General features: G+C 49.9%; 14 protein-coding genes. 9 read left to right on the plus strand and 5 right to left on the minus strand.

Features of this window, described 5'->3' with window-relative positions; genetic code table 11:
- Positions 1-17 precede the first annotated feature (17 nt).
- On the minus strand, positions 18-1010 hold the full coding sequence (locus tag M1Q06_RS01750; protein WP_434401204.1) for an alpha/beta hydrolase: 993 nt from the start codon (positions 1008-1010) through the stop codon (positions 18-20).
- A gap of 204 nt (positions 1011-1214) precedes the next feature.
- On the opposite strand from M1Q06_RS01750, the gene M1Q06_RS01755 reads away from it, so the two are divergent.
- Both M1Q06_RS01755 and M1Q06_RS01760 read left to right on the plus strand, forming a co-directional pair.
- The gene (locus M1Q06_RS01755; protein ID WP_121300783.1) at positions 1215-1952 is read left to right on the plus strand and encodes a hypothetical protein; all 738 of its coding nucleotides are present in this window, start codon (positions 1215-1217) and stop codon (positions 1950-1952) included.
- A 65-nt stretch (positions 1953-2017) separates the two neighbouring features.
- Positions 2018-2956 (plus strand): ring-cleaving dioxygenase, encoded by a 939-nt coding sequence (locus tag M1Q06_RS01760; RefSeq protein ID WP_434401206.1) that lies wholly within the window; start codon positions 2018-2020, stop codon positions 2954-2956.
- Between the two features lie 47 nt (positions 2957-3003).
- Here M1Q06_RS01760 and M1Q06_RS01765 read toward each other — a convergent pair whose 3' ends face one another.
- Positions 3004-3915: a proline dehydrogenase family protein gene (locus M1Q06_RS01765; protein WP_434401208.1), complete on the minus strand. Its 912-nt coding sequence runs from the start codon at positions 3913-3915 to the stop codon at positions 3004-3006.
- A gap of 372 nt (positions 3916-4287) precedes the next feature.
- On the opposite strand from M1Q06_RS01765, the gene M1Q06_RS01770 reads away from it, so the two are divergent.
- Both M1Q06_RS01770 and M1Q06_RS01775 read left to right on the plus strand, forming a co-directional pair.
- A complete protein-coding gene (locus M1Q06_RS01770) occupies positions 4288-5703 on the plus strand; it encodes a hypothetical protein (RefSeq protein ID WP_434401210.1) in 1416 nt (471 codons plus the stop codon).
- Positions 5704-5812: 109 nt separating this feature from the next.
- Complete coding sequence (locus M1Q06_RS01775) at positions 5813-7114, plus strand: acetamidase/formamidase family protein (protein WP_121300787.1); 1302 nt, start codon at positions 5813-5815, stop codon at positions 7112-7114.
- Positions 7115-7162: 48 nt separating this feature from the next.
- On the opposite strand, the gene M1Q06_RS01780 is transcribed toward M1Q06_RS01775, so the two are convergent.
- A complete protein-coding gene (locus M1Q06_RS01780) occupies positions 7163-7666 on the minus strand; it encodes a shikimate kinase (RefSeq protein ID WP_121300992.1) in 504 nt (167 codons plus the stop codon).
- 206 nt (positions 7667-7872) lie between these two features.
- On the opposite strand from M1Q06_RS01780, the gene M1Q06_RS01785 reads away from it, so the two are divergent.
- On the plus strand, positions 7873-8907 hold the full coding sequence (locus M1Q06_RS01785; RefSeq protein ID WP_434401212.1) for a lactonase family protein: 1035 nt from the start codon (positions 7873-7875) through the stop codon (positions 8905-8907).
- A 28-nt stretch (positions 8908-8935) separates the two neighbouring features.
- On the opposite strand, the gene M1Q06_RS01790 is transcribed toward M1Q06_RS01785, so the two are convergent.
- Complete coding sequence (locus tag M1Q06_RS01790; protein WP_121300789.1) at positions 8936-9265, minus strand: hypothetical protein; 330 nt, start codon at positions 9263-9265, stop codon at positions 8936-8938.
- Positions 9262-9849: an SCO family protein gene (locus M1Q06_RS01795; RefSeq protein ID WP_241663043.1), complete on the minus strand. Its 588-nt coding sequence runs from the start codon at positions 9847-9849 to the stop codon at positions 9262-9264. The genes M1Q06_RS01790 and M1Q06_RS01795 overlap by 4 nt, the downstream gene beginning before the upstream one ends.
- Positions 9850-10065: 216 nt before the next feature.
- Between M1Q06_RS01795 and glgB the strand changes: the two genes are divergently transcribed.
- The 4 genes from glgB to glgA are packed head-to-tail and all read left to right on the plus strand — an operon-like array spanning position 10066 to position 15534.
- Positions 10066-11949: a 1,4-alpha-glucan branching protein GlgB gene (gene glgB, locus M1Q06_RS01800; RefSeq protein ID WP_434401215.1), complete on the plus strand. Its 1884-nt coding sequence runs from the start codon at positions 10066-10068 to the stop codon at positions 11947-11949.
- Positions 11946-13094: a glucose-1-phosphate adenylyltransferase gene (locus tag M1Q06_RS01805; protein ID WP_434401217.1), complete on the plus strand. Its 1149-nt coding sequence runs from the start codon at positions 11946-11948 to the stop codon at positions 13092-13094. The genes glgB and M1Q06_RS01805 overlap by 4 nt, the downstream gene beginning before the upstream one ends.
- Positions 13091-14113: a sugar phosphate nucleotidyltransferase gene (locus M1Q06_RS01810; RefSeq protein WP_121300793.1), complete on the plus strand. Its 1023-nt coding sequence runs from the start codon at positions 13091-13093 to the stop codon at positions 14111-14113. Before M1Q06_RS01805 ends, M1Q06_RS01810 begins: the two co-directional genes overlap by 4 nt.
- Complete coding sequence (glgA, locus tag M1Q06_RS01815; RefSeq protein WP_434401219.1) at positions 14110-15534, plus strand: glycogen synthase GlgA; 1425 nt, start codon at positions 14110-14112, stop codon at positions 15532-15534. The genes M1Q06_RS01810 and glgA overlap by 4 nt, the downstream gene beginning before the upstream one ends.
- The last annotated feature ends 13 nt before the right edge of the window (positions 15535-15547 follow it).

Genomic DNA, 15547 nt, shown 5'->3' on the forward strand with positions numbered 1-15547 from the left:
ACGCGAGGGGACAGCTTTTATTTTTGCGCCTGGCTTTTTTCGAGCAGGAATTCCAATGTCTTCTGGAGAGTTTCCTGTCCATCGTTCGTGTCCAAGGCGTATTGGTATTCATGCTTCAGGTTCTTATCGGTGCCGCGGAAAAAGACATCAGTGACATCGACGCCTTTGATGCGCAGGCTATCGGCAAGTGCGACCGATTGCGGCTCCAGTGGGTCGGCGTCGCCCGCTGATATGAAGACGTCCGGATAAGCGGGCGTCACGTGCTGGATGGTCGACATTTCATGGATGTTGCCGAATGTCTCAAAACTTTCGGCACCCGTATAGGCGTTCAAGAAGAAATCGATATTCGGGAAGCCGGATTCGCGCACGGTTGCCATATCGTATAATCCACAGAATAATATTGCCCCGCGCAATTGTTGAGGGGAAACGGTTGACGATAAGCCCATCGTTTCAGCGAGATCCGGGTTGGTCTGCAGGGCGGCCAGCTGGCTGGCGATCTGCGCGCCGGCGGAATCACCGCCGACAAAAATCCGTTCCATATCGCCGCCGTACTGTATAGCGGATTCATGTAAAAACTTCAAAGCCTCATTGGCCTGGATGACAGGTCCCGGATATAATTGGCCAGGCGCCAATGCATAGTCGATATTGGCGACCAGATAGCCGGCATTTGCCAGCGTCATGCCATAATCCTGGCGGCTGTCTTTGGAACCGCCGATAAAGCCGCCGCCATGGATCCATAAGATAACCGGCAAGGGGCCGGTAGCGTCTGCTGGATAGTAGAGGTCCATGAAGGCGTTGTCGGACGCATGATAGCGAATGTCTTTGACGACCTCGACATGGGAAGCGACTTCCGCAAAATTCGGAGGCGGGCTATATATGGCAGAGCCAATAATCGGGGCAGCTTTCTGCTCTTCCGTCAACTGGCTGGCCAGCACAAATCCAGCAGAGGCTAAGAAAGCCGCTGCGAGAAGTGCAAGTGTTTTTTTGGAAACGGATCGTTTGCGTTTCATGAGTTCCATCCTCTGCACGGCAGCTACACCGAAAATTCAATCAAGCTTATTGTCATCCTATCACGTGCCATCCTGCTCCTCAAAAGATTAACTGTCATGAAATTGAAATGGAACTGTAAGGTATTGGGGGTTCGACGCCTGCCAAATCGGGTATTTAGAGGAGAGGCCAATGGGTCATTTCTAAGAGTTGAAGGAGGGGTTTTCATGTTCGGATTGAGCGATTTGATAGCACTGGTCATATCTGCATTTATCATTTTACCGGTCGTTGTCTTTATCCGAGAAGCAGGCTATTTAATCGTTAGTGCTTTGCTTGGCGCGAAGAATCCGCGTTTAACAATCGGTTCAGGTCCCCGAGTCTTCAAGATCGGCATGTTTGACGTGAGAAAATATTATCATTTATATAGTTGGTTTGCCTACGATGATTTGAAGAGGCAAAGCAAATTCGCATACATCATGCTTTATGCCGGCCCGATTTTGGCAAATGTCATCGTGGCATTCGTCGTCAACGCACTAGTTGCCAATGGGGTTTTGGATCAATACGAGACTTTCTGGAACCGGTTTGTGTTCTACGGTTTCTATTTTGTGCTGTTTGACGCTGTGCCGATGAAAACGGCGAATGGCATGCCAAACAACGGCATGATCATCTATGAAATGCTGCGCTATGGAAAACGCACCGATTTTAATGATGAACCTTTCCTGCCATCGACAACCGAAGTCGAAGAGCAATACGAAGAGGAAATGGAAAAAGTAGAAGAGATGAAGGAAAATCAAAAAGACATCATTGAAGACGATGAAGATTACTCAGCAGAGCAACAGGAAAAAGAACGCCGTGAGAAAGAAGACATTGAAGAAAGCAAGGAGCGGCAGAAAGAGGAGTTGGAAAAAGCGAAGAAATTGACGATTAAACAACGCCATGAGCCAAAAGGCCAGCGCCCTGAGTGAAGGCAATATGCAATCAGGTTTGTCATGATATGATGGTCATGTCGAAAAAGAGGGAGTGAATATACATGGGTGAAAAAACAAAAGGAATTCATCACATTACAGCGATTGTCGGGGAAGCGCAGGAAAACACCGATTTTTATGCAGGGGTGCTCGGTATGCGCCTCGTCAAGAAAACGGTGAACTTCGACGATCCGGGTACGTACCATTTATATTTCGGGAACGACCAGGGATGGCCCGGCACTATCATGACCTTTTTCCCGTGGGGCAAAGCCTATCAAGGGAAAGTGGGAGACGGCCAAGTCGGCGTTACGGCTTTTGCTGTTCCGGAAGGCGCTTTTTCATTTTGGCGCAACCGGCTGGAGAGCCATAATGTTGTGTTCGAAGAGCACACGCGCTTCGGTGAACCGTATTTGCGTTTTCAAGACCCGCATGGCCTCGAGCTGGAACTGGTGGAGCGCGGAATGGGCGAAGCGAGCGGATGGACCGGAGGCGGCATTACACAAGAAAATGCCATCAAAGGCTTTGCCGGCGCTATATTGTTTACGGCCAATGCGGCCAAAACTGCCGAATTATTGGAAGAAGTGATTGGCTTCGTGCGTAAAGAAGAGCAAGGCGATTATGTCCGCTTTGTCTCGGATGGTGAGTTTGGAAACATATTGGATATCAAGCAAACCCGTGTCGGAACGGGCCAAATGGGCGTTGGCACCGTCCATCACATCGCATTCCGTGCGGACGACGACGTCGATCAATTGGAATGGAAAAACCGCATTGAAGCTTATGGGCTCGGCGTTACGCCTGTCCAAGACCGCAATTATTTCCGGTCGATTTATTTCCGTGAATATGGCGATCTGCTCTTTGAAATTGCCACTGACCCACCAGGCTTCACGATTGACGAAAGCCCCGACGCGCTCGGTGAGGAATTGAAATTGCCGAAGCAATACGAGCAGTACCGAAAACGTTTATTGGCGGAACTGCCGCCAGTGTATGCGCGCCCGCTTGAATAGCAAAGAAAAAGCAGCCTGGGTTTTCAACCCGGGCTGCTTTTTCGGTTTCATGAGGATTTGGAGAGCGCGCCTTTTAACACCAATTGGATGTTCTGTGGCCGTTCAGCGAGTCGTCTCATGAAGTAACCGTACCAATCTTTGCCGAACGGGACATAAGACGTCACCTGGTATTCTTCTGACAGCTCCTTCAACAAATCCGTGCGGAAGCCGTAGAGCATTTGGAATTCAAAACGGTCTTTTGGGATGCCTTGTTCTTTTATATAGTCAATCGCTGCATTGATAATATGGTGGTCATGCGTAGCGATTGAGGTGAACACCGGCTGGTCAAGCCGCAGCTTGATAAGCTTAAGGAAATTGGCATCCACTTCCTCAGCGGATTGATACGCCACTTGTTCGCTTTCCTGGTAGGCTCCTTTCACAAGCCGCAGCCTGACGTTTTGGAGTGCGTCCAAGTCTTGTTCCGAGCGGAAGAGATAAGCCTGGATAACGCTTCCGACACTGTCGAATTCCTCTCTTAAAGTATGCAATATATCGAGAGTGGGTTGGAGATGCTCGTAATTTTCCATATCCAGGTTGACGTAAATTCCTCGCTGTTCTGCTTCAGCCGCAATTTCACGGATATTTTCCAGGCAGAATTGGTCATCGATATCGAGCCCGATTTGTGTCAATTTAACGGATAAATGGGCATCCACTCCGGCTTTTGTGATAGCTTCGGCTGTTTGGATGATTTCGTTTTTTGCTTGTGTGGCTTCTGCGCGGCTGGTGACGAATTCCCCGAGCCGGTCAATAGTGGCGGAAATGCCGTCCTCATTCAATGCGCGAACGGACGCCATCATATTCGGAATATCGGTTCCAGCAACGACTTTTGCAGCGCCCAGCTGAAAGCCCCATTTTTTAGCTCCGCTGTTCAATAGCCGGTTATTGGATAATGCGATAAAAAAACTCCTTGTGATTCCCATTACTAGCCCTCCAGTAAAATAAAATATCAATGGCAATCCGCCCGTTGACAACAGCAGATCTAAGCGTGAATCAACCCAGTAGAACCAGCGGATGCTGAGCTTCTGCAAGGGATCGTTCTCCGTGTGGCTAGAGCATATCATAGAAATGACTGAAAATAAAAACAACTATTGAAATAATTATATTTCTTATTGTCTACCTTCCACTTATTGGGTTTTCGTAAACAAATTATTCAAAAAAGTTTTTCTAGAAAATGAAAATCCTGTCTTTTGAATGAAAAGAAAGCCTTTGTAGCCGCAATGGAAAGGTAAAAGGTGTAAAATAGGCGGTATGTGTTTACAACTATTTGCCGTATACGGAAGGAGGGCTTGCAGATGAGGGCATTAGCGAAAAAAGGATTCACTCTATCTGTACTTATATATGCCGTTCTTCATTTCATCCAGTATTTTTATGCCAATTCTTGGACCGAGGCGATGCTGCCGATTGCCGGCTTATTCAGTTTGGTGTTTGCGTTCGGCGTGTTGCCGCTCCGCAAGTTGCAGCTGCAGACATTCCTCGCGGTCACCGCAATCGGCGTGCTGGCGGCGACGAGCCAGAATTTCTGGCAGGATCTGGCGTCAGCGTTCGTCCAGATGAAAAGCCTGATCGCCTTATTGCTGATTGTTCCGATGATCAGCTGGGTGCTCAGGGAAGAGCCTTACATAGAAGAGATCATGAGCTTCGGCAACAAATGGCTGAACAAGAGCCAAACTTTTTACGCAGGACTGATGGGGATGACGCAGATCATCTCGCATTTCTTGTTGTTCGGGGTCGTGCCGATGATGTACAGGTTCATCGATTCATTTTTGAAAGACCATAAAGATGAAGCATGGGAAAATTACAAGGGCACTGCGATTCTACGCGGCTTCGCCTTGTCGACCATGTGGGTCATCAGCATTCCGAGCTTCATCTTCGCGGTGGGCGCAATGGATGCGGTGTTATGGAAGTCGATGCTACTCGGCCTCGGCGCAGCCATTGCCGGGACCTTGTTGTCTGTGGCCTTTGCGACGGCGGATGAGAAACGCTACGGCAAGGATTTCTCGGCCGTGCTGACGAATGAAATCGATAAGGCGGTGGCGAACTCCCGAAATGCCGGCAGCTGGAACAAAGACGTAGCCGAATTCGCTTTTCTGTTCATCTCGCTGTTCGGCACGATCTTCATCCTCCACGAATGGACGGGCGCTGACTTTCTTGTCGTCATCCCGCTGGTCATTCTTGTCTGGACCTTTCTGTACTTCCTGCTCAAGAGACGGACAGGAAGCTATGCACGGGAAGCGGCGATTTATTATAGAGAAGGTGTATCGAGGCAAGCCCAACAGTTCAGCATCCTGCTCGCTGCTGGCTTGCTCATTTATGCGCTCAATCAATCCGCAGTCGGCGATTACGTCATCGGGGCGATGAATTATTTGACCGGCCATGTGCCGTTTTTGAATTTGTTGTTCCTGATTCCGTTTATCGTCATCTTCTTGGGCTTTATCGGGCTCGGGCCGCTGCCGGTCATCGTTCTCGTGACAGGGGTATTGGAATCGGCGGTGCTGCCGTTTCCGCCTGAACTAATCGTGCTTGCGGTGACCTCAGGTAGCGTCATCTCGATCATCCTGTCGCCGTTTGTCATGCCGGTGATCATCTTAAGCAGCGTCAACGGGTTGAGTGGCATCCGCAATGGCTTGCGCTTCAATTTAAAATTCGCCATTGCTTTCTATATCATGATCCAAGTATTCGTCCAGACTTTACTGTATTTCTGGAGTTAAAAAAAATGCCCGAAGAGCTTAACGGTTCTTCGGGCATTTTTGGGTCTTAATTGAAAGTAGATCCCTTTTGTCATATAATTTAGAAAATATAGAAAAGGGAGGCTGTCTAATGTCCGAGAATGCTGTCGATACCTTATTGGTCAACCGTTATGTCAATGGAGTGCTCGATCCTGACAAGGAAATGCTCGGCCCTGTGAAGGACGGCGGGCACATTATTGCCCACACCGCGCCGGGATGCTGGGGGCCGATGATCACGCCGTGCATCCGGGGCGGCCATGAAGTGACGCAGCCGGTTTACGTTGAAGGTGCAGAGCCAGGCGATGCGATCGTGATCCGCATCAAGTCGGTGGAAGTGACTTCACTTGCTACGGCTTCCGGAAATGACAAGCCGATCGAAGGGCGCTTTCTGGGCGATCCGTTTGTGGCAGTGAAATGTCCGGGCTGTGGGACATTGTATCCCGAAACGGTGATTAAGGGCGTTGGCAGCGGTGCGATCCGCTGTGCCAATTGCGGTGAAGACGTCAGCCCGTTTGAATTTACGCACGGCTACACGATGACGTTCAGCGACAAAGGCGATGTCGGCATTACGGTGTCAAAACAAGCAGCAGAAACCATTGCGCAAGACGGCAAAGAATACATGAAAACTCCTGAACATTCGGTGCAAAACCCTGTGGTCACATTTGCACCGCATGATTTGGTCGGTACGATCGCGCGCATGCGCCCGTTTCTCGGGCAGCTCGGCACGACACCCTCCCGCCCGACGCCCGACTCGCACAATGCGGGTGATTTTGGGTCGTTTCTTGTCGGGGCGCCTCATGAATACACGAGCACGCAGGAAGAGCTCGAAACGCACCGGACAGATGGCCATATGGACATCAGCCGCGTGCGCGCCGGCGCAGTTCTCGTATGCCCGGTCAAAGTGAAAGGCGGCGGTGTCTATTTGGGAGATATGCACGCCATGCAAGGAGACGGTGAAATTGCAGGGCATACTTCCGATGTATCGGGTATCAGCCATTTGCAGGTACATGTGTTGAAAGGGCTTGGAAACGCTGGGCCCATCCTGTTCCCGAACGTCGAAGATCTACCCTATACCGCAAAGCCGTTCACGGAAGCGGAAAAAGCATCCGCCCAAAAACTCGCTGAACGTTTTGGCGTAGAAAAGCTGGAAGATTCGCTGCCGGTGTCATTTGTCGGATCAGGGCCGACCTTGAACGATGCAACGGAAAATGGCATGCAGCGTGCTGCGGATTTGTTCGGTGTCACAGTGCCAGAAATTATGAACCGTGCCACGGTGACCGGATCAATCGAAATCGGCCGCCATCCAGGCGTGGTCACCGTGACGTTCTTGGCACCGGAAAGCTATTTGAAAAAAGCGGGCTTATTCGACCTTGCGAAAGCGCAATATGGATAATAGGAAACCCGCCATTCAAGTGATGAATGGCGGGTTTTTGTGCATCTATTAAGCTTGCGGCGCATGGATATCCCAGGACATTTTCAACGAATCGGCCAAATACTCGGCAGCTTCCACGGCTTCAAAATCATCGACTTGAAACTCTGAGTGGTTGGCTGCATAAATCGATTGGCGCTCGCGGAAAAGCTGCTCCATCTCTTGTAAGGTCTTATCTTTAAGGAGCGGACGCGTTTCTGTCAGCACATGAATGCGTTCTTTCCAGGAATCCCAAGAAATATCGAAATACAGGACGGTGCAGTTGGCCAGGCAATGATTACGGTTTTCTTCCTTTAGAAAAGCGCCGCCCCCGACAGAAATCACGAGCAAGGGCTGGCTGCCAAACGACTGGATCAGTTCCCGCTCTTTGTCGCGAAACGCTTTTTCCCCGTAGGCCTTAAAAATTTCCGGGATCGGCAAGCCGAATGCCTTTTCGATTTCTTCATCGATGTCAATAAAATCGCGGTAAAGCCGGCGTGCCAATAATTTGCCGACTGTCGTTTTTCCGGCTCCCATAAAACCTGTGCAGACGATGCTTTTCTCACGGACGGACAAAGGGAAATTCAACGCAACCACTCTCTTTCTGTTTTAAATAATGTAAGTTTCCACTTCACCACTTTACCGCACTGCATCGGCGAATTGAAAGAGGGAAGTGAAAATATAAAGAACTTTCCACCGCAGCTTGATGAAGATAAAGGGTAGAGAAAAAAAGGAGGGATAGGATGAGCAGCACATACATATTAAGCGGATCCTATGCGACTGCTGAACAGGCGGGTATCACGCTTTGGGAATTAGAATCTGCTACAGGAAAATTGACAAAACAAGCAGAGGTGGCGGGAGTGGAGCGCCCTTCATTCCTGGCGGTCCATCCAAACGGCACCAGCTTTGTCGCGGTCAGTGAAACAGGCGATGGAGAAGTGGTCGCCTATTGGCTAAATCCCCAAAAAGGCTTGATTCAAGAACTGAACCGCCAAAAAGCGGGGGGCGACCATCCAGCCCATATCACGATCGATGAAGACGGGCAATGGGCGGTTTCCGCCACGTATTCCGGAGCGCACGTCACGGTTCATCCGCTTTCTGCGGACGGGTCGATTGGTGAAATGACCGATTCCAAGCGCCATAAAGGAAGCGGGGCGAATGCGGATCGGCAAGATGCCGCCCATCCGCATTCGGCTTTTCAATTGCCGGGAACGAATCGCTTTTTCGTCTCCGATCTCGGAATGGACGCAATTGTCCGCTACCGTCTTGACCTTCATTCAGGAAAGCTTGAGCAGGAAGCTGTGACCAAGACGGCACCTGGTGCAGGGCCAAGGCATCTGGCGTTTCATCCATCCGATGATTTCGCTTACGGCGTGAATGAACTCGATTCGACCGTTTCTGTTTATGCGCTAGAAGGCAAGGGCTTGAAAGAGGTACAGAACATTTCAGCACTGCCGGAACATTTCACAGGAACTAACACTTCCGCTGAAATTGCCGTATCGGGAGACGGGCGCTTTGTCTATGTTTCAAATCGAGGCCATGACAGCATAGCCGTGTTCCAGGTTGCGGAAGGCTTACTGGAATCGGTTGGCCATGCGGATGCCGGAGGAGCGGGGCCGCGCCATTTCACATTGGTGCCTAATAGCCCGTGGATTGTCATCGCGCATGAAGAGTCGGGAACGATCGCCGTCAAGAAAATCGGCGAAGACGGGATGCCAGGCGAGACAGCGGATAGTGTCGACACGGTCGCTCCCGTCTGTGTACGCTTGCTGAAATAACAAAAGACAGAGCCGAAGCCCTGCCCATTCACCAATCGGTTTGCGTTTTTTCCATCAGCCCTAGTTCTTTCAATAACCGGACTGCCGGGCTGTCGTTATTGCTTTCGAACGCTTTTTCCGTACATTCGGAATGCGGCGGGTAATTCAATTCCTGTGCATGGCCAAGCGTCGATTCTTCCAGAAAATTCGTCGGGTCGGATTGTTCGAAGCAGGACGGTGCGATAAACGTGCGATGCGTATGTTCAAGCACAATCCGGCTTTGTGTGGAAGGTTCGTTTTCCTGGGGCATGAAAAACCAGGCAGCCGCAGCAGCAATGAGCACGACTACAGCAACTATGACGAGCGGTTTGCGTTTCATCCTCCCGCCTCCTCGACGAGAATCTCCGCATCGCGGACGATATCTTCAACCGGGGGGTTCAGGCCATCATAGTCTTTCATGATGACGCCTTCGTGGTCGATCAAATAAAACGAAGTGCCATGGATCACTTGATCGTCATCTTGCGGCTTCTGGGCAATCGCCTTGAAGTTTTCAAGCGCAAAGTCGGCGATCTCTTCCTGGGAGTAGCCCGTCAGCAGATGCCAGCTGGTTAAATCGACATCGTAGTTTTCCGCATAAGATTTCAAGGTTTCTGGGGTGTCGACGGTCGGGTCTACGCTGAATGAAACGATTTCGACATCAAGCCCTTGCGCTTGAAGTTCTTCCTGGACGCCTTTCATATTCGCCATCATCGGCAGACAGACAGTGGTGCAATTGGTGAAGACAAAATCGGCCAGCCACACTTTTCCTTCGAGGTCGCTGGATCCGAAATCTTCATTATTATGGTCAGTGAATGTGAATTCTTCTGTTTCCCAATTCAATGGGTCGTCAATGCCTTGGCCACAGGCAGCCAAAAACAAGATGGCAATTAGTAAGAAGCTCAGTAAATAAGTTTGGGCTCGCAAAAATTTCGCGTCCTTTCTATGTTGAAGCTGGTCTGTCTTTAGCCTATTCCAAACCGCGCCTGACGACAAGCCGTTAGATCGGGAAAAATATGAAGACATTGCGACATTCCAGCCGTTTGTGGAATTTCTTGGCAGTCATCGGCATCTTAACAAGGACTTTACATTTCAAATGTAGAATAGAAACTAAACTTGGTTTTGGCCAAAAGGAGGCGCTGCATGGAATTTTTGTTGAACACATGGACGAAAGAACGGCTGCAAGCTTTTCATGAAGGACAGATGGTCGATGGCTATTTGTATTTCGGCGCACATGCATTTGGGGAAGAAACGACATTTTCGGTTTGGGCTCCTGACATTGAAGGCATCGACGTAGTCTGCGTGAATCCCGATACGGAAGACACATCCACTTATCCGTTAGAGCGGCATCCGCATGACGCGAGTATATGGGGGGTGAGCATCCCGGAAAATTTGGAAGGCCGTCTCTATGAATATGCGCTTCGGACGCCAAGAGGCGAAGTGCTGTGGAAATCGGACCCGTATGCACGGCAAAGCGAGAAACGGCCATTCACCAAATCAATCGTCTCGGGTCCTGGGGAGTACGCTTGGCCGTTGGAGGTCCTGAAACACAAGCAAACGATCAACGATAAGCATCTGGAACGGGCGATGGCCATCTACGAAGTGCATCTTGGCACTTGGCGGCGCAAAGAAAATGGGGAATTTTATACGTACCGTGAAATTGCAGATCAGTTGATTCCGTATGTCATCGAGATGGGCTTCACGCATATTCAAATTTTGCCGATTACCGAGCATCCGCTTGATGAATCTTGGGGCTACCAGACAACGGGTTATTTTTCGCCGACAGGACGTTACGGAACAGCTGAAGACTTAAAATATTTTGTCACATCCTGCACAGAGCATGGCCTTGGCTTGTTCTTGGACTGGGTCCCCGGCCATTTTTGCGTCGATCAGCACGGATTGGCGAATTTCAATGGCCAGCTGCTTTACGAAGAAGCGCGGGAAGAGCGCCGGATGAATCCGGATTGGGGCACGTTGAACTTTGACATCAACAAAGGCGAAGTGGTGAGCTTCATCTTGTCGAGTGCCCATTATTGGCTGGAGGAATTCAAGTTCGATGGCTACCGGATGGATGCGCTCGTCAACCTATTGTTCATCCCGAACATCAAAGAGCGTCCGCACAATGCGGAAGGGGCGGATTTCCTCAGGAAGTTGACGGCTAGTTTGAAGCTCCATTATCCGGAGAAATTGTTGATTGCAGAAGATGCCTGGCATTATCCGAAAGTGACCCACCCGGTCGAATCCGGCGGTGTCGGCTTTGACTATAAATGGAATTTCGGCTGGATGCATGACACGCTCGAGTATATGAAAACGCCGCCGGCAGAACGGTCGAAAGCCCATGGGAAAATGAATTTTTCGATGGTGTATCAATATGAAGAGCGCTACCAAGTGATTTTTTCCCACGACACTGTAGCGGATGGGCGAAAATCCCTGCTCAACAAACTGCCGGGCACGAGGGAAGAGCGTTTCCTCCAATTGCGTTTGCTGTTCGGATTTTGGATGGCGCATCCCGGCAAAAAATTATTGTTCATGGGCCAAGAGTTTGGCCACTTCGAGGAATGGGAATTCCAGCCCGAACTCGACTGGGCATCGCTCGAAGATCCGCAACATAAAGGGATCGCTGACTTCATGAAGGAATTGCTGGCATTCTACCGGAGCGAAAAAGCGTTTTTTGAACTCGATGATGAACGCGATGGCTTTATGTGGCTCGATGCCGACAACCATGAACAAAGCGTGGCGACCTTTATCCGCAGGGGATTTTTGCCGGAAGACGAATGCCTCGTGCTGTGCAACTTCTCTGAGCATCATTATGAAAGCTTTCATGTGGGAGCACCGCGCAAAGGCTTCTATGAAGAAATTTTCTCCACCAATTCAGCAAAATTTGGCGGCACGGCTGCAGAGTTGCAGCAGGCGGCAAAAACGCTCGATGTTCCGTGCGACAATCAGCCTTTCTCATTGAAGCTTGACTTGCCGCCGTTCACGATGAGCATCTGGAAAAAAAGAAAAGATGGGAGTGACTTATTGTGAATGAAAAAGTAGTTGCTATGCTTCTCGCAGGCGGACAAGGAAGCCGCTTGAAATCATTGACGTACGATATTGCGAAACCCGCCATTCCTTACGGCGGGAAATACCGGATCATCGATTTCCCTTTGTCGAATTGCACCAATTCGGGTATCAGCACAGTCGGTGTCCTAACTCAGTATCAGCCGCATGCGCTCCACCGCTATATCGGGCTCGGTACGCCTTGGGATTTGGATCGCCATCAAGGCGGGGTGACGATGCTGCCGCCTTATGCCGAAATCGACGGCATCAAATGGTATGCCGGCACAGCCAGCGCGATTTACCAGAACATCAATTTCCTGACCAGCTGCGAACCTGATTATGTCGTGATTTTATCAGGCGACCATATTTACAAGATGGACTATGAAAAACTCGTGGAATACCATAAAGAAAAACAGGCGGATGTCACGGTTTCTGTGTTGGAAGTGCCATGGGAAGAGGCGAGCCGTTTCGGCATCGTCAACACCGATGAAGACATGAACATCGTTGAATTCGACGAAAAACCCGAAAAACCGAAAAGCAACCTGGCTTCCATGGGCGTGTATGTTTTCGATTGGGAAAAACTGGAGCGTTATTTAGAGGAAGACAATAATATTGAAGAATCCACCCATGACTTCGGAAAAGATATCTTGCCGAAAATGCTAAAAGACCAACAAAAAATGGTGGCGTATCCGTTCAAGGGATATTGGAAAGATGTAGGGACGGTCGACAGTCTATGGGAGGCGAATATGGATTTGCTTGATCCATCGGCAGGGCTCGTGCTGCACGATCCGGCCTGGCGGATTTATTCATCGAATCCCCAGTTGCCGCCACAAGTCATCACGAAAACAGGGCGTGTACAAGGTTCGATGGTCAATGAAGGCTGTGTCATTAGCGGGACGGTCAAGCATTCGGTCATTTTCCAGAATGTCCTGGTAGAGAAAGAAGCGGTTGTAGAAGATAGCGTCGTCATGAGCGGCACGAAAATCGGGCAAGGGGCCCATTTGAGCCGGGTCATCGTTCCACCGGACGTGACGGTTCCGGAAAATTACCGGTTGCTCGAACCGGCAGCGGGCATCACGCTGTTAACGCAAGACTTAATCGATTCATGGAAGGAGAGTGGGCAGCAATGACTTTGATGGCCGCAGTGGACGCATCTGTAAAAGTAGCAGGGCTCCAAGACCTGACCATTCATCGATCGGTCTCCTCGATTCCGTTCGCAGGAAGATACCGCCTGATCGATTTCGCTTTGTCGAATTTGGTGAATGCGGATATCAACTCCGTCGGCATTTTCGCTTCGCAGCCCTTTGGGTCGCTGATTGACCATATCGGCGTCGGGAAAAGCTGGGATCTGGATAGACGTAAAGAAGGCTTGTTCTTCCTTCCGACCACCCATCAAAACGGGGGCATCGCGACAGTCGGTTCATTCCGTGACTTTGAAGAGCATCTCCAATTTTTTGAAAAGAGCCGCCAAACACATGTGGTGGTCACGAGCAGTTTTGTCGCGGGGCAATTGGATTATAAAGAAATGCTTGCCCATCACCTGGCATCCGGAAAGGACATCACCGAAGCGGTCGGTGCAAGCGGTTCTTTGAAATCGTATATCCTGTCACGTAGGTTGATGCTTGAATTGATCCGTTCCTATCGGGAAAAGCGCATTCTTAGCGTCGAAGATTTAGTGAACTTGAAAAAAGCGCCCTATTCATATGGCGTTTATGAATATAAAGGGTATTTCGCCATCATCGACTCGATCCAGCAATACTTTAAAGAATCGCTCGGGCTATTGGACGAGAACAACCGCCGATTGCTGTTTTTGCCTCAAGCACCGATCTACACAAAAGTGAAAGACGAGCCGCCGACCCGTTATCTGGACGGATCGAACGTATCGAACTCGATGATGGCAAACGGCAGCACGATCCTGGGCAATGTCAAAAACAGCATCATCAGCCGGGCGGTCACAATCGGTATCAATGCGAGTTTGGATAGCTGCATCATTATGCAGAAATGCACAATCGAGGAAAATTGCGAGCTCGCTTATGTCATTGCGGACAAAGATGTCTATATCGAAAAAGGCGTGAAGTTGATCGGCACAGCTGACCGGCCGATTGTCCTTAGAAAAGGCGAACGGGTCACGAAGGAGGATTCCCAATGAAGATTGTGATGGCCGCCGCGGAATGCGCCCCTTTTGCTAAAGCGGGGGGCCTGGCTGATGTAATCGGCGCGTTGCCGCAGGAATTGGCCCGCCTCGGACACGAGGTGCAGGTCATCATCCCGAAATACAGTTTGATTCACGAACGCTACCAGCAGCAATTCCAGAAAACGGAAGAACATTCCTTGGAATTTAAAGGCGAAGAGAAAAACTATGCAATGTACGAACTGAATGTGCACGGTGTCAGATTCCTGTTTTTGGAAAATGATTCTTATTTTGAACGGGACAGCATTTACGGTCCGGACGATGCCGAGCGCTACGCCTTTTTCAGCCGGGCGGTCCTGGATTTCCTGACGCGTTCTGATACAGCTCCGGATGTTCTGCATGTTCATGATTGGCATACGGCTGTTCTGCCATTTTTATTGAAGGAAGATCCGCAATACCAGCAGCTGTCCGGTCGCGTGAAAACCGTCCTGACCATCCACAATATCCAGTTTCAGGGAAACTTTCCGAAAGAAGTATTTTTGGAGCAGTACCGGATGGACGAAAAATTTTACGAAAACGGCCAAGTTGCCTGGCTCGAAAACTTCAATTCTTTGAAAACCGGTATGCTGTATGCCGATAAATTGACGACTGTCAGCCCGAACTACCGCGATGAAATCTTAACCGAAGCTTACGGGGAACATTTGGAAAATCTGCTTATTGAACGGCAAGCGGATTTGCATGGCATATTGAATGGCATCGATACAGAAGCCTATAACCCGAAAACCGATGAACACATCGCACAGACTTTTAGCGCAGAGGATTTGCAGGGGAAACAAGCGAACAAGCGCGCCATCCAAAAACGCTGCGGCTTGCCGGAAGAGCCGGATGTTCCATTATTAACGATGGTTTCTCGGCTTTCGGGACAGAAAGGGATCGATGTGCTCGAACAAAGCTTGCCTGAATTTTTGGAAGGCGATGTCCAGTTTGTGCTGCTCGGTTCTGGGGAAGTTCATTACGAAGAGTTTTTCCAGCGACTTGAAGTGGATTATGCGGGAAAAGTCTCTGTCCATCTTGGTTTTGATGAAGCCTTTGCCCATCAATTATACGCAGGCGCGGATATCTTCCTGATGCCTTCGCATTTTGAACCATGCGGCTTGAGCCAATTGATTTCCATGCGTTATGGCACGATTCCGGTGGCAAACCGGACAGGTGGCTTGCGCGATACGGTAGACGAATATAATGAAGACGATAAGACAGGAACGGGCTTCTTAAGCGATTTCAAAGCCGGCCATCATTTCGATGAAGCTTTATCGCGCGCGCTGTCCTTCTACGACAAGCCCGACCATTGGAATGCGTTGATCGATAATGGCATGGCGAGAGATTCCTCATGGTCGCGTTCGGCGAAAGAATACGAGAAATTATATACGAGCTTAAACTGAAGGGTGTGTTGAG

It is taken from the genome of Planococcus sp. 11815, assembly GCF_051096385.1.
Lineage (GTDB): Bacteria > Bacillota > Bacilli > Bacillales_A > Planococcaceae > Planococcus > Planococcus citreus.